This is a genomic window from Aeromonas sp. S11(2024) (genome assembly GCF_041402345.1).
GTDB lineage: Bacteria > Pseudomonadota > Gammaproteobacteria > Enterobacterales > Aeromonadaceae > Aeromonas > Aeromonas veronii.
The window spans coordinates 39155-54351 of sequence record NZ_JBGLRC010000028.1 but is presented as its reverse complement, the minus strand read 5'-3'; the positions used below and the strand labels follow the sequence as shown (position 1 = coordinate 54351).

The window sequence follows — 15197 nt, the reverse complement described above, 5'->3', positions numbered from 1 at the left end:
CCGCGCAAATGCTTGGGATTTAAACAGCCACAGGTGGTTTTTGACGAACTTCTGAAAGCAGCCTGATTTTTAATCGGGAATTGCACTTCGAAGTTGAATTCGCGACCACCTCTCCTGCAATCCCCGCAGCCCTCACTATGTGGCCGCCTGCTTCGAGCACCCGATCGGTATTCGCCTGAACGGCAAAGAGCGCACCGATGTCGAGGAGTACTGCATCAGCGAAGGTTGGGTGAAGATCCCCTCCCCCAAAGCGCTGGATCGCCGTGGTCAGCCCATCCTGATCAAGCTCAAGGGCACCGTTGAAGCCTTCTACAGCTAATCAGCGCGCTGCTGCTTGATAAACAACAAGGCCACCCTCGCGGTGGCCTTGTTGTTTCCGGTATTGGTGCTGGCGTCAGCGTTATCTAAGCGGCACCCACCAGCCCACATTTCTCGCTGGGTAGCTCTTATACCCCCAAGCGGTCGCGCAGGGTGTACCAGGCGGCGCCCGCAGCGGTGAAGGGGATGCGGAACAGGCGGCCACCCGGGAAGGGGTAGTGCGGCAGTTTGGCAAAGGCATCGAAGCGCTCCGCCTGACCGCTCAGCACCTCGGAGAGCAGCTTGCCCGCCAGATGGGTACAGGTGACGCCGTGGCCGCTGTAGCCTTGCATGTAGTAGATGTTGTGACCGATGCGGCCAAACTGCGGCAGGCGCGACAGGGTGAGCAGGAAGTTGCCGGTCCAGGTGTACTCCACCTTGACGTCGGCCAGCTGCGGGAAGGTCTTGAGCATCTTGGGGATGATCAGCCGCTCGATATCCGCAGGATCCCGCGCGCCATAGACCACGCCGCCGCCATAGAGCAGCCGGTGATCGCCGGAGGTACGGTAGTAGTCGAGCAGGTAGTTGCAATCCTCCAGACAGTAGTTTTGCGGCAAGAGTGAACGGGCCCGCTCCTCCCCCAGCACTTCGGTAGCGATCACCTGGGTGCCGCAAGGCATGCTCTTGCTGGCCAGTTCCGGCACCAGATTACCGAGGTAGGCATTGCCCGCCACCACCACAAAGCGCGCCTTCACCGCCCCCTTGGCGGTCTTGACCAAGGCTGGCTGCCCCGGGGTGATACTGGTGACGGCGGATTGTTCGAAGATCTGCCCCCCCTGGATGCGGATGACTTCCGCCTCCCCCAACGCCAGATTGAGGGGGTGAATATGGCCGCCGCTCTTGTCGAGCAGGGCGCCGACGTAGCGATCGCTCGCGACCACCTCGCGCACCCCCTTGGCATCGAGCAGCTCCAGCTGGTCGTTGCCCCACTTCTGCCAGCGCGCCTTCTGCGCCTTGAGCTCGTGCAGCTGCTTCTCGGTCTCGGCGGCAAAGACGCCCCCCTCCTGCAGATCGCACTGGATGTTGTAGCGCTTGATCCGCTCGCGGATGATCTGGCCCCCCTCAAACAACATGGAACCGAGCAGCCTGGCCTGATCCGGCGGGCAGTTCGCTTCTATGGTGTCGATGTCGCGGCTGTAGGAGTTGACGATCTGGCCGCCGTTGCGGCCGCTGGCGCCAAAGCCGACCCGGGCAGCCTCCAGCACCACCACCCTGTAGCCCTTCTCCACCAGATGCAGGGCGCTGGAGAGGCCGGTATAGCCCGCCCCGATGACGCAGACATCGCACTCCAACTGCTCGGTCAGTGTCGGATAGGGCGCGTGTTTATTGGCGCTGGCTGCGTAGTAACTGTTTACATGTTCGGTCATGATCCCTGTTTCCTTACCGGTTCGGTTGCCAAACTACTGCCTAGATTAAAAGCTCGCCGGGGTGTGGGCGCTGACGATGCGACAGGTCTCCCCCGACGGATTGCTGAAGCTGTGGGGCTCGCCGGTGTCGATCACATAGCTGTCGCCCGCCTCCAGCTGATAACTCTGGCCTGCCACCGTCAGGATCACCGACCCCTCCAGCACGGTGCCGACCTCTTCCCCCTGATGGGTCACCTGACCGCCGGTGTCGGTGCCAGGGGGATAGGTCTCCAGCATAAAGCCGAGCTGGCGGCGGTTGTTGCCGTTGTGCACCAGCTTGAGGGAGACCCCCTGACTGCCCAGCTCGATCAGCTGATCAGCCTTGATCACCACTTCAGGAGTGCGGCTCTCCTCCTCGGCGAAGAAGCGCGACAGCGGCAGGCCGTAGATGGTGAGCAGCTTTTGCAGGGAGGCGACCGAGGGGCTCACCTTGTCCTGCTCGATCATGCAGATGGCGCCATGAGTCAGGCCGCTCAACTCGGCCGCTCGCCGCTGGGAGAGCCCCAGCTGGTGGCGCACTGCCGCCAGCCGTTCCCCCATGGTGCGCGCCCCGGCGTCAGCCCCACTCAACGGTCGAGCCACGCCCTCTCGGCTCTGCGGCCCGCTCATGACAGGCCCCCTGCTGCGCTATCTCTGCATCCTTGCATCATCAGCCTCTCCTGCTTGCGCGTGATCGCATCGGATCAGGCGCAGCCTGTTTACCCTGCTGGTTAAAATAGCCGACCAGCTTTCCCTTGCCGTTCACTATGTTACACAGCACAGCCGTTCATTATTTTGCACACCTGATTTACCATCTCCCGGTCGTCTGCCCACATGTAGCCTGCAAGCGAACCGGAGAAAGCGCGCTACACAGCCCATTTTCTAGCATGGCGCCCCCCAGCAATTCAAATATATTTAACACTTGAAAAACATTTCAGCTCAAATTATGGTCTTCCTGTGCTTATTATTTTATACGGCAGCGGCGCAGGAAGGGTCGGCTCACTCCGGCAACCAGCTGCTCTGACCCACACTCGAGGCTTCTCATGTCAGGAACAACATCCCACTCCAGCTTGATCACATCCCGCGCCTATATAGATGGACAGTGGTGCGAGGCCGCCAGCGGCTGCACCTTCGAGGTCACCAACCCCGCCAGCGGTGCCGTCATTACCCAGGTGCCCGACATGGATGCCGAGGATACCCGCCGCGCCATCGCGGCCGCCCACGTGGCGCAACCCGCCTGGGCGGCGCTGACCGCCAAGGAGCGCAGCAACAAGCTCTACGCCTGGTTTGCCGCCATCACAGCCCACAGCGACGAGCTGGCACGTATCATGACCTGCGAGCAGGGCAAGCCGCTGGCGGAAGCCAAGGGGGAAGTGGCTTACGGCGCCAGCTTTATCCAGTGGTTCGCCGAGGAGGGCAAGCGCGCCTATGGCCGCACCATCCCGGGCTTTAGCGGCGATCGCCGGTTGGCAACCATCAAGCAGCCGGTCGGGGTCGTCGCCGCCATCACTCCGTGGAACTTCCCCATTGCCATGATCACCCGCAAGGCGGGCCCGGCGCTGGCCGCCGGTTGCACTATCGTCATCAAGCCCGCCGCCGAGACGCCGCTCTGCGCGCTGGCGCTGGCGCTGCTTGCCGAGCAGGCAGGCATCCCCGCCGGTGTCATCAATATCGTCACCAGCCATCAGGCGAGCGCGGTGGGCAACGAGCTGTGCAGCAATCCGGTGGTGCGCAAGCTCTCCTTCACCGGCTCTACCCGCATCGGCAAGCTGCTGATGCGCCAGTGCGCCGACACCATGAAGAAGCTGTCGCTGGAGCTGGGCGGTAACGCCCCCTTTATCGTCTTTGACGACGCCGACCTCGACGCCGCCGTGGCCGGGGCGCTCGCCTCCAAATACCGCAACGCCGGGCAGACCTGTGTCTGCGCCAACCGCATTCTGGTGCAGGCCAGTGTCTATGACGCCTTCGCCGAGAAGCTGACCGCCGCCGTTGCCGCCTTCAAGGTGGGAGATGGCATGGCGGAGGGCACCCAGATCGGCCCGCTCATCAACCCGGCCGCCGCCAGCAAGGTGGCCGAGCTGGTGCAGCAATCGGTCGCCGCCGGTGCCGAAGTGCTGCTGGGGGGCGAAGCTCACCCCGCTGGTCCCCTCTTCTACCGCCCCACCATTTTGGGCAAGGTGGATAAAACCAATCCCATCCTGCAGGAGGAGGTCTTCGGCCCGGTCGCGCCGCTGGTGCGTTTCGAGAGCGAAGCCGAAGCCATCGAGCTGGCTAACGATACCCCCTATGGTCTGGCCGCCTACTTCTATGGCCGCGACATCGCCCGGGTGTGGCGCGTCGCCGAGCAGCTGGAGTACGGCATGGTCGGCATCAACGAGGGGATCATCTCCACCGAGCTGGCCCCCTTTGGCGGCATCAAGGAGTCGGGTCTGGGCCGGGAAGGGGCCGCCGAGGGGCTGGAGGAGTATCTGGAGACCAAATACCTCTGCTTTGGCGCCATTCGCTAGGGCTGCAACAGAGAGACAAGGCGCCGCCGAACTGGCCCGATGGGCTGATCGGCGGTGATGGGCACCAAAACACCTGCCACATTTTCAGGGAATATCGGGGCTGCGGCCCCTCAGGGAGGAAAGATGAGTCAGTCAGAATCAAACAAGGCGTGGCAAGCGCGCCGCGAAGCGGCCGTGGTCAACGGCGTCGGTACCCTGCTGCCGGTCTTTATCGACCGGGCGCAAAATGCCGAGCTGTGGGATGTGGAGGGCAACCGCTACATCGACTTTGCCTCCGGCATCGCCGTGCTCAACACCGGTCACAACCACCCCAAAGTGGTAGCGGCGGTGCGTGAACAACTGGAAAAATTCAGCCACACCTGCTTTCAGGTCACCCCCTACCCGGGCTATATCGAGCTTGCCGAGAAGCTCAACGCCCTGGTGCCCGGCCCGACGCCGAAGCGCACCCTGTTTCTCTCCACCGGCGCCGAGGCGGTCGAGAACGCCATCAAGATCGCCCGCGCCCACACCGGTCGCAGCGGCACCATCGCCTTCAAGGGGGGCTTTCACGGCCGCACCATGATGGGGATGGCGCTCACCGGCAAAGTGGTCCCCTACAAGACCGGCTTTGGCCCCTTCCCGGGGGAGGTCTACCACATCCCCTTCCCCGCCGACTATCTGGGAGTGAGTGAAGAGGATGCCCTGCACGCCCTCGAGCTCTGCTTCAGCGCCGATATCGAGCCGAGCAGGGTTGCCGCCATCATTATCGAGCCGGTACAGGGGGAAGGGGGCTTCTACCCCGCCTCCCCGAGCTTTATGCAAAAGCTGCGCAGCGTCTGCGATCAGCACGGCATTCTGCTGATTTGTGACGAGATCCAGAGCGGTTTTTGCCGCACCGGCAAGACCTTCGCCACCGAGTATGCCGGCATCGAGCCGGACATCATGACCCTGGCCAAGAGTCTGGCGGGGGGCTTCCCTCTCTCGGCGGTCGTGGGCAAGGCGGAGATCATGAACGCGGCCAAGCCGGGGGGGTTGGGTGGCACCTATGCCGGTTCCCCCATCGCCTGCGCCGCCGCGCTGGCGGTCTTGCAGGTGATCGACGAGGAGAAACTCAACCAGAAAGCGCTGGATCAGGGGGAGCAGATCAAGGCGGGGCTGGAACGCATAGCCGAGCGTTTTGACTGCATAGGTCAAATTCGCGGCCCCGGTGCCATGGTGGCCATGGAGCTGGTGAAACGCCGTGATGCCAGCCAGCCCGATCCCGACCTCACCAAACGTCTGGTGGCCGAGGCGGGCAAACGCGGTCTGGTCCTGCTCTCATGCGGGGTGCGTGCAAATGTCATCCGTTTTCTCGCCCCCCTGACAGCCCCTGCGGCAGTGATTGACGAGGGGCTGCAACTCCTTGAAAAATCACTGGAGGCCGTGCTGGCCTGACCAGCAGGAAAGTGACCACTTACCTGTGCAAATAAATGCAATTTTGCCCCCTTTTTTTCTTGTCAAGGGGGCCCTGCAAATGCACAATGCGCCGCCACTGAAAGAACCGATGTAAAACAATGGCATCGGTTCTTTTTTAGACAGTGAACACACCCATAAACGAGGCCGGATCACCCCCGGAAAAGATAGCGAGATTGGCAGCAGTCTCCCGACACCAAGTCTAGTGAGGAACAACATGGGGCATCTCAATGCTTTCCAACCGGCCATGGCCGGTGTGCGCCGCCCTGGCGCCCTTGATTCCCGGGCCTCTCTCCCGGTTTCGTTGATGGACCGTGCCACTCTGGCACTGCATGAGGAACATGCATAATGGCGGCCCAGCAGGTTGGTCTGAAAAAGACCCTCAAACTGTGGCAGGTCGTGGTTATGGGACTGGCGTACCTCACCCCCATGGCTGTGTTCGACACCTTCGGCATCGTTACCGAGATCACCGAAGGCCATGTGCCGACCGCCTACCTGTTTGCCCTCATCGGCATGCTGTTCACTGCCCTGAGCTACGGCCATCTGGTACGCAAGTTCCCGTCAGCCGGCTCCGCCTATACCTATGCCCAGAAGGTGTTTCACCCCTATGTCGGCTTTATGGTGGGCTGGACCTCCCTGCTCGACTACATGTTCATGCCGATGATCAACATGCTGCTGGCCAAGATCTATCTGGAAGCCCTCTTCCCGAATGTAGAGCCCTGGACCTATATCTTCGGTCTGGCGGCGGTGATGACCGCCCTCAACCTGCGCGGCATCAAGCTGGTGGCCAACTTTAACAGCCTGATCGTGGTAATGCAGTTCAGCATCATCGCCATCTTCATCGGCCTGATCGCCTGGGGCGTTCACAACGGTGAAGGGTTGGGTACCGTGGCCAGCAGCCGTCCCTTCTTCTCCGAGCAGATCCAGGTGTCACCGCTGCTGATGGGGGCCTCCATCCTCTGTCTGTCGTTCCTCGGTTTTGACGCCATCAGTACCCTGTCGGAAGAGACCCCGGACGCGGATCGGGTGATCCCCCGCGCCATCGTGCTGACGGCGCTGATTGGCGGCGTGCTGTTTGTCACTACCTCCTACTTCCTGCAGCTCTACTTCCCGGACATCTCCCGCTTCCAGCATCCGGATGCGGTATTGCCGGAGATCGCCCTCTATGTCGGCGGCAAGCTGTTCCAGGCGGTGGTGCTGGTCTGCACTACTGTGGCGGTGCTGGCCTCCGGGCTCGCCTCCCACGCCGGTGTATCGCGCCTGCTCTACGTGATGGGTCGTGATCGCGCCCTGCCCGCCCGCTTCTTCGGTTACATCCATCCGAAGTGGCAGACTCCGGCGTTCAACGTGCTGCTGGTCGGCCTGCTGGCCCTCTCTGCGGTGTCGCTGGATCTGGAGATGGCGCTGGCGCTGATCAACTTTGGCGCCCTGGTGGCTTTCACCTTCGTCAATCTGGCGGTGATTGCCCACTTCTATGTGAAGCTGGGCCGCAACAAGTGTCTCAAGGATCACCTGATGTACCTGCTGCTGCCGCTCTGTGGCGCCGCCTGCATCGGGGTACTGTGGCTCAACCTCGAGCCCTCCTCCTTCGAGCTGGGGCTGATCTGGGCGGCGCTGGGGGCCATCTACCTGTTCCTGCGCCTCACCGTGTTCCGCATCCCGCTGCATACCGCCGACAAGGTGGAGATCGCCCAGTAACCGCTGGCGCCCCTTCCCTCGATAGCGAACAAGGAGCCTGCGGGCTCCTTGTTGTTTTTGCGGTGTTCTGGTTGCCAGCTGCACGGGTTGCCAGAAATGCGGTTTCTGCAGGAAGTGTGACTGATTTCAAATAACTACCCAGCCGGGCCGCTCGCCGTGCCATGACCCGAGCCGTATTGCCCCCTATTCTCAATCATTAATGTGAATGAATATGCAATAGATCTTTTTCCACTTCACCCCCTCCCATCCCCCACCAGCCGATAAGTTCGCTGGACTCGAGCCCGGGGGAACGCCGCCAAATATGATCAGGATCAATGTTGAGGCGCTATGCACCCTGCAGCCCCGATTTGCCGATTTTTCATACGCCACGACAGGGTTCTCTCCCCCCCCGAAAAAGGGGGAGCGGCTCGGGGACGGCTGCAGGGGGCGAGTGACCACTTACCTGCTCCGTGCGTATGCAAAAAAATGCGTTAATACGCCCTTTTTTGCTTGTCAAGGGGGCTGACCGAATGCACAATACGCCGCCAATAAAGGACCGATGTTCACTGCGACATCGGTTTTTGTATTTTTGAAGTGCAGTACAAACCCACCACAAGAGGCCGGAACGTTTCCGGAAGTGATATTCGAGATTGCCAAACAATCTCCCGACGTTGAGAGGATAACAATGGGGCGTTTTAATGCTTTCCTGCCGGTACAGCCCGGTATGCGCCTCCCCGGCGCCCTTGATGTACAGGCTTGCGAATCCATCGTATCCCTGCGCTCGTTGCAAGCACGTGCTGCGGCACTGATTGAGGAGAAAGCGTAATGGCATCGCAAAACGCCAAGCTGCTCAAGACCCTTACCCTGACACAAGTGATTGTGATGGGTCTGGCCTATCTGACCCCCATGGCTGTCTTCGACACCTTCGCCATCGTCGGTGACATCACCGATGGCCGGGTCGCCACCGCCTATCTGCTGGCTCTGGGTGGCATCCTGCTCACCGCTTTCAGCTACGGCCATCTGGTACGCAAGTTCCCCTCTGCGGGCTCTGCCTATACCTATGCCCAGAAGGTGTTCAACCCCTACGTCGGTTTCATGGTCGGCTGGTCATCCCTGCTCGACTACATGTTCATGCCGATGATCAACATTCTGCTGGCCAAGATCTACCTGACCGCCATGTTCCCGGGCGTCGAGCCCTGGGTGTTCATCTTCGGTCTGGTGACCGTGATGACCTTCCTGAACCTGCGCGGCATCAATCTGGTAGCCAACTTCAATGGTCTGATCGTGGTGATCCAGCTGGCCATCATCACCCTCTTTATCGGCCTGATGGCGTGGGGCATCTACCACGGCGAAGGGGCTGGCACCCTGATGAGCAGCCGTCCGTTCCACTTCGAGTCAGCACAGCTGGTACCGCTCTTTACCGGTGCGACCATCCTCTGCTTCTCGTTCCTGGGCTTTGACGGTCTGAGCTCCCTCTCCGAAGAGACTCCGAATGCCGGCAAGGTGATCCCCAAGGCGATCGTGCTGACTGCCCTTATCGGCGGCATCATCTTCGTGGTGGTCTCTTACTGCCTGCAGCTCTACTTCCCGAGCCTCGCCCGCTTCCAGCATCCGGATGCGGTACTGCCGGAGATCGCTCTCTACGTTGGCGGCACCTTCTTCCAGTCCGTGGTGCTGGTCTGCACCACGGTCGCGGTACTGGCCTCCGGCATGGCGGCTCACGCCGGTGTGTCGCGCATCCTCTACGTGATGGGGCGTGACCGGATGATCCCGGAGCGGGTGTTTGGCTACATCCACCCGAAATACCGCACTCCGGCCATCAACGTGCTGATGGTGGGCGGTTTGGCCCTCTCCGCCGTGTCGTTTGATCTGGATACCGCGCTGGCGCTGGTCAACTTCGGCGCACTGGTGGCGTTCAGCTTCGTCAACCTGTCGGTGATCGGTCAGTTCTGGGTGCGCGAGAAGCGCAACAAGACCCTCAAGGATCACGTCATCTACCTGTTGATGCCGCTGCTCGGCGCCGCCACCATCGGTGCGCTGTGGATCAACCTGGAGCAGAGCTCGCTGGAGCTGGGCCTGATCTGGGCTGGTCTCGGCGCAACCTATCTGTTCCTGCGTCTGGCGGTGTTCCGCATCCCGTTCCGTCAGTACGAAGAGGCGGCTGACGCCTGATCCTTTGCGGATAACGGATAGCAAGAAGGGGAGCCATGGCTCCCCTTTTTGCTATTTGACGGGCTGAATATGGGGCTCGACTATTGCCACTCTCCCGCACTTGCTTGGTCGGCAAGGAACAGACAGGGCAGATGGCGTCACCAGCCATATTTCTCGCCATCCCCATCATCTATTGGCGAGCAAACCACCAAAGCAAGTCATAAAACCATCATAAAAGTGTCACCTTGTCATATTTCTGTCATTAACCACTGATTAAATGCGCGGGTCATCAACAACCCAAGACGGAACGACCGTCTCAAGAGGCTTTATGCAACACCATCACTCCTTGTCACAGCCGCCCGCGACCCGCGCCCTGTTCAACTGGATGAGTGTCATCGTACTGGTCTACCTGATCCTGGTTGCCGTGGGCGCCATCTCCCACGGCTTCAAAGATTTCTCCGGCGGCGCCGAGGGCGCAGCCCAGATCTTCGCCTTTGCCAACAACCCCTTTGTCGCCCTGCTGCTGGGTATTCTCGCTACCGCGCTGGTGCAATCCTCCAGCACCGTCACCTCGGTGATCGTCGGTCTGGTGGCTGGCGGCCTGCCCATCAGCATGGCCATCCCCATGGTGATGGGTGCCAACCTCGGCACCACCATCACCAACACCATTGTCTCCATGGGCCATGTGCGGGATCGCGCCGAGTTCCGCCGCGCCTTCGCCGCCGCCACCGTGCACGACTTCTTCAACCTGCTGGCGGTGTTCATCTTCCTGCCGCTGGAACTGATGTTCGGTCTGCTGCAACACAGCGCCGAGTGGCTGGCCAACCTGCTGGTAGGCTCCGCCAATATGTCGATGAAGGGCATGGACTTCATGAAGCCGCTGACCGCACCGGCCCAGCAGCTGATTGACAGCGCCGTTGCCTTCCTGCCAGGCAAGGGTGCCGCCATCGCCACTATCGTCATCGGTATCCTGCTGATCCTCGCCTGCGTCACATATCTCGGCAAAGTGCTGCAACAGGTACTGGTTGGCCGTGCCAAAGAGGTGCTGCACAAGGCACTGGGCCGTGGCCCGCTGACCGGCATCACCTCCGGTGCGCTGGTGACCATCATGGTGCAGTCCTCCTCCACCACCACCAGCCTGATGATCCCGCTGGCCGGCGGCGGCGTGTTCAGCACCCGTCAGCTCTACCCCTTCACCCTGGGGGCCAATATCGGTACCACCATTACCGCCCTGCTGGCTGCCACCGCCATCAGTGGAGCCGGTGCCCAGCTGGCCCTGACCATCGCGCTGGTCCACGTGCTGTTCAACCTCTTTGCCGTGGTCATCATCTATGGCATCCCCTTCCTGCGCGACCTGCCGGTGCGCGCCGCCGAGGGGCTGGCCCGGGTAGGCAGCGAGAACAAGCTGCTGGCTCTGGGTTATGTGACGGGTCTCTTCTTCGCCCTGCCCGCCCTGATGATGGTGGCCGCCAAGTAAGCGCCGCCGCCATGACAAGGGGCGAGTCACCGACTCGCCCCTTTTTGCGTCTGCGTCTCCGAGCTTTGCCTGCCCGCTCACATCCTCCCGCCCTGTGGCTCGCCATCAGGGACGGTGCGCGATAAGATGGCGTCCTCATTGCACTTTTTACATTTCATGGAACAGGAAAAACCGATGAAATTCATACTGATCGCGCTGCTCATCGCCGGTGTGGCCTACTACTTCTACTCCAGCAGCAACAACAAGAAGCTGGCGGCTGACAACGTGCGGATTGGCGCCGAGTTCCTCGCCAGCAACAAGGAGAAGCCGCTGGTAACCACCACCGCCTCCGGCCTGCAGTACGAAGTGCTGACCCCGGGCACCGGCACCGTTCACCCCACCGCCACCAGCAAGGTGAAGGTGCACTACGAGGGCAAGCTGCTGGACGGCACCGTCTTTGACAGCTCGGTCGCCCGTGGCGAGCCCATCGAGTTTGGCCTCAATCAGGTGATCGCTGGCTGGACCGAAGGGGTACAGCTGATGGTGGAAGGTGAGAAGACCCGTTTCTACATCCCCGCCAACCTCGCCTACGGCGACCGCGCCGCGGGCAAAATCCCGCCGGGATCAGTCCTGATCTTTGACGTGGAGCTGCTGGGTATCCAGTAACCGCACCATCAGCAACAAGGCCAGCATCATGCTGGCCTTGTTGCTATGGGAACCTCACTCCCCCTTGGCGATCCCTTCCCGGCGCGGATCCGCTGCGCCAAACCAGCCGCCAGTGTTGCGCTCAACCCCCTGCAGGCCGGAGGTCTGCTCGTTAAGTACCACCTCATGTCCCCTCGCCTTCAATCCCTCGACCACCGACATGGGGGTGCGTCCCGCTTCCAGCTCGGTGGGGCCGTTGCGGCTGCCAAAGTTGGGCAGGTTGATGGCCTGTTGCAGGTTCAGGCCCCAATCCTGGGTACCGAGCAGGGTCTTGCCCACGTAGTTGATAATGGCGGAGCCCCCCGGCGAGCCCAGCGTCATGGTCAGCTCGCCGCTTGGCTTGTCAAACACCAGCAGGGGTGACATGGAGGAGCGGGGCCGCTTGCCCGGCTCCACCCGGTTTGCCACCGGCAGACCGGCAGCATCCACCGAGGTGAAGGAAAAATCGGTGAGCTGGTTGTTGAGCAGGTAGCCGTTGACCATCTGACGCGATCCGAAACCATCCTCGATGGAGCTGGTCATGGAGATGGCCATCCCCGCCTTGTCGACGATCGAGACATGGCTGGTGGAGGGGAGTTCCGGTGTCGCATCCTTGCCGCGTGCCAGCGCCAGTGGCGGCGTGCCGGGCTTGGCAATCCCCATGGAGTGCTGACCGACAAGCTTGCCGCGCTCGGCCAGATAGCCCTTGTCCAGCAGCCCCTTCACCGGCACGCTGACAAAATCGCTGTCGGCGACGTACTGGTTGCGATCGGCGAAGGCCAGACGCGCCGCTTCGCTGTAGAGGTGGATAGCCTCGCTGGAAGCAGCCAGTCCCCCCTCCTTCGTGGTGATCGGCTTGAGGGCCGCCATATCGCGGCTCTCCAGCATGCCGAAGATCTGGCCGAGCGCCAAGGTGCCGGACGAGGGAGTGGGAAAGCCGCAGATCTTGCTCTGGCGATAGTCAAAGCAGAGGCCATCACGCACTTTGGCCTGATAGCTGGCCAGATCGGTGGCCGCCAGTAGCCCGGGATTGGTGGGATGCTGGCGTACCTTGGCCACCATGGCATCCGCCAGCGGCCCCTGATAGAAGGCATCCGCCCCCTCTGTGGCCAGAGTGCGCAGCACCCTGGCCAGCGCCGGGTTGGTCAGCCGGGTGCCTGCCATTTTGGGGCTGCCATCCGCCTGATAGAAGTAGGCTCGCGCCTGCGGATCCCGTGCCAGATAGGGATCCTTGGCCAGCAATGTGGCCAGCCGTGGACTTATCACAAATCCTTGTTCTGCCAGCGTGATGGCGGGCTCGAACAGCGCAGCCCAGGGTAGCTTGCCATAACGTTGATGGGCCAGTGCCAGAGCGCGCAGGGTGCCGGGAACGCCGACTGAGCGGCCCCCGACCACACCGTCATAAAACGCCAGCGGCTTGCCATCTTGCATAAACAGCTGGTCGGTGGCGGCAGCCGGCGCCGTCTCGCGGCCATCCACCGCACTCACCTTGCGGCCATCCCACACCAGCAGCAACGTCCCGCCACCGATCCCGGAGGATTGCGGCTCCACCAGCGTCAACACCAGCTGCACCGCAATGGCTGCATCGACGGCACTGCCACCGGCCTTGATGATTTGGTAGCCCGCATCCACCGCCAGCGGGTTGGCGGCCGCCACCATGAAGTCATGGCCCTGCCAGCCCTGCTTGTCGGTCCAGCCACTGGCCGCCTCCGGCGCGATCAGGGTCTGGGCTGGCGGGGTGTAGTGAAAGCCGTTGTCACTGGCACAACCGGCCAGCAGGGCAAGGGCGACAGCCAGCCCCAGAGGTTTGCGCAACATGACACTCTCCTTGTCTGTTTTATGACCATGAAGAGGGACTATGTCACGATTGGCGCTGATAGCTCAAGTTATTGAACAAGATCAATATCTTACTCATCTATCAATAATGGCTATCCGCAATAGATATAAAAAAACCGCCCGAAGGCGGCTTTTACGATGGGATGGCAGAGGCCAAACAGGCGAAAGTCCGGTTAGATGGACTGCTCTTCGCCCCCCAGGGCGGCAAACAGTGCCGGGATAAACTGGGCCAGCTCGGAGGTAACCAGCGCGAAGTCCGCATCCAGACGGGCGGCCGGATCTTCGCTGGTGACGTCGTCGTTCTGCTCGCGCAGCTCTTCACTGAACTTCAGCCGCTTGATGGAGAGATCATCCCCCAGCACGAAGCTGACAGTCTCGCCCCAGTTGAGGGCCAACTTGGTCACCAGCTTGTCGTTGGCCAGGTGGTTCTTGATTTCATCCGTCATCAGATCCTGCTGCTTGCAGCGGATGATGCCGCCGTGCTCCATGGCACTGCGCAGCTCGGCTTCATCTTCCAGCGTGAAGGAGGCGGGCAGGTTGCCCTCGTTCAACCACTCGGTCATGGTGATCTCCGGCGGGTTCTTGAGGGCCACCGGCACCACCGGCAGGGAGCCGATGGATTTGCGCAACAGTGCCAGCAGGTCATCCGCCTTCTTGGCAGAACCTGCATCCACCACCATTAAATTGTCGGCCGGATTGATCCAGGCGAAGGTCTGGCTGGTACGACTGAAGGCACGGGGCAGCAGGGTGTGGAGGATCTCCTCTTTCAGCGCTTCCTTCTCTTTCTTCTTGAGGGCGCGTCCCTGTTCGAACTCGATCGCTTCTACCTTCTCGGCCAGCATCTCCTTGACCACGGTACCAGGCAGCATCTTCTCCTCTTTGCGGGCGCAGATGAGGATGTGGCCGGAGGCAGAGTGGGTCAGGGTTGAGCCGAATTTGCCAAGGGGCTTGACCCACCCGAAACGGGAGATGTCCTGACTGCCGCAAGGGGTGAAGGCACAGGCTTCCAGCTGGGTTTCCAGCTGATCCACGGTCAGGTCAAAGGGGCGGGTAAAGCGATAAATCTGCAGGTTTTTAAACCACATGGCGTCCTCGGTCTCTAGATTGTCCGGCGGGCATTGTACTAGAGAGGCGCTTTGTGATCAGCCAATCATTCTCGCTAAATAAAGGGCGATCGACCTCACAGGGTCTCATTTATGTCACCAGTTTGTTCATCAAGTTCTCCTAGACTGCGAAAGTAAATTGTTAATAAGGATGAAGGTATGTTGCGGCCCAGTCGCCCGGAAGACATGGAAGAGATCGTCGAAATCTGGTTGCTGGCCTCCCTGCAGGCCCACGATTTCGTCGATGCCTCCTGCTGGTGGCAGGCCCAGGAGGATCTGCGTACCCGCTATCTCGATCGCGCCGCCATCTGGGTGTTCGAGGAGCGCGGCGATCTGCTCGGTTTCATGGCACTGGTGGACAACTATCTCGCCGCCCTGTTCGTACGCCCCGACCGTCAGGGCCGCGGCGTCGGCCACGCCCTGCTGCAGGAGGCCAAGCGTCAGGGGGCGTCGCTCCACGCCCGGGTCTTCGTCGAGAACGATCAGGCGGTGCGTTTCTATCGCCGCCACGGCTTCGTTATCGAGGCCGAGGAGTCCGACCCCCTTACCGGCCACCCCCAATACCGGATGTGCTGCGAACCTGCCTGAATCGATGCCAGCCCCCTGTTTT

The 15197-nt window shown here is 61.3% G+C and carries 13 protein-coding genes; 9 read left to right on the top strand and 4 right to left on the bottom strand.

Going from position 1 to position 15197, the window contains the following annotated elements; translation table 11 throughout:
- Positions 1-97: 97 nt before the first annotated feature.
- Positions 98-319, top strand: coding sequence for a DUF3297 family protein (locus tag ACB040_RS17780; protein ID WP_371155838.1), 222 nt, complete (start codon positions 98-100; stop codon positions 317-319).
- 127 nt (positions 320-446) lie between these two features.
- Here the strand turns inward: ACB040_RS17780 and ACB040_RS17775 are convergent, their stop codons facing one another.
- Both ACB040_RS17775 and puuR read right to left on the bottom strand, forming a co-directional pair.
- Positions 447-1724, bottom strand: a complete 1278-nt coding sequence (locus ACB040_RS17775; RefSeq protein ID WP_371155836.1) for an NAD(P)/FAD-dependent oxidoreductase — start codon at positions 1722-1724, stop codon at positions 447-449.
- Positions 1725-1769: 45 nt separating this feature from the next.
- Positions 1770-2372, bottom strand: a complete 603-nt coding sequence (puuR, locus tag ACB040_RS17770) for an HTH-type transcriptional regulator PuuR (RefSeq protein WP_047440589.1) — start codon at positions 2370-2372, stop codon at positions 1770-1772.
- A 413-nt stretch (positions 2373-2785) separates the two neighbouring features.
- On the opposite strand from puuR, the gene ACB040_RS17765 reads away from it, so the two are divergent.
- From ACB040_RS17765 to ACB040_RS17735, 7 genes are all read left to right on the top strand, one after another.
- Positions 2786-4249, top strand: coding sequence for an NAD-dependent succinate-semialdehyde dehydrogenase (locus ACB040_RS17765; RefSeq protein ID WP_371155833.1), 1464 nt, complete (start codon positions 2786-2788; stop codon positions 4247-4249).
- Between the two features lie 123 nt (positions 4250-4372).
- On the top strand, positions 4373-5662 hold the full coding sequence (gabT, locus tag ACB040_RS17760; RefSeq protein WP_040065871.1) for a 4-aminobutyrate--2-oxoglutarate transaminase: 1290 nt from the start codon (positions 4373-4375) through the stop codon (positions 5660-5662).
- Positions 5663-6028: 366 nt separating this feature from the next.
- Positions 6029-7378 carry an APC family permease gene (locus ACB040_RS17755; protein ID WP_005359067.1) on the top strand — a complete coding sequence of 450 codons (1350 nt, stop codon included), beginning with the start codon at positions 6029-6031 and terminating at the stop codon, positions 7376-7378.
- A gap of 538 nt (positions 7379-7916) precedes the next feature.
- Entirely contained in the window at positions 7917-8183 is a 267-nt protein-coding gene (locus ACB040_RS17750; protein WP_021230505.1) for a hypothetical protein, read from the top strand.
- Complete coding sequence (locus ACB040_RS17745) at positions 8183-9529, top strand: APC family permease (protein ID WP_021230506.1); 1347 nt, start codon at positions 8183-8185, stop codon at positions 9527-9529. Before ACB040_RS17750 ends, ACB040_RS17745 begins: the two co-directional genes overlap by 1 nt.
- Before the next feature lie 307 nt (positions 9530-9836).
- Entirely contained in the window at positions 9837-10985 is a 1149-nt protein-coding gene (locus ACB040_RS17740) for a sodium:phosphate symporter (protein WP_005359054.1), read from the top strand.
- 174 nt (positions 10986-11159) lie between these two features.
- Positions 11160-11630, top strand: coding sequence for an FKBP-type peptidyl-prolyl cis-trans isomerase (locus ACB040_RS17735; protein WP_005347462.1), 471 nt, complete (start codon positions 11160-11162; stop codon positions 11628-11630).
- Between the two features lie 54 nt (positions 11631-11684).
- On the opposite strand, the gene ggt is transcribed toward ACB040_RS17735, so the two are convergent.
- Both ggt and rdgC read right to left on the bottom strand, forming a co-directional pair.
- Positions 11685-13466 (bottom strand): gamma-glutamyltransferase, encoded by a 1782-nt coding sequence (ggt, locus tag ACB040_RS17730; RefSeq protein ID WP_371155829.1) that lies wholly within the window; start codon positions 13464-13466, stop codon positions 11685-11687.
- Between the two features lie 191 nt (positions 13467-13657).
- On the bottom strand, positions 13658-14569 hold the full coding sequence (gene rdgC, locus ACB040_RS17725) for a recombination-associated protein RdgC (RefSeq protein ID WP_005338250.1): 912 nt from the start codon (positions 14567-14569) through the stop codon (positions 13658-13660).
- Positions 14570-14746: 177 nt separating this feature from the next.
- Here rdgC and ACB040_RS17720 point away from each other — a divergent pair, with 177 nt between their 5' ends.
- Positions 14747-15175: a GNAT family N-acetyltransferase gene (locus tag ACB040_RS17720; RefSeq protein WP_005338252.1), complete on the top strand. Its 429-nt coding sequence runs from the start codon at positions 14747-14749 to the stop codon at positions 15173-15175.
- Positions 15176-15197: the final 22 nt, after the last annotated feature.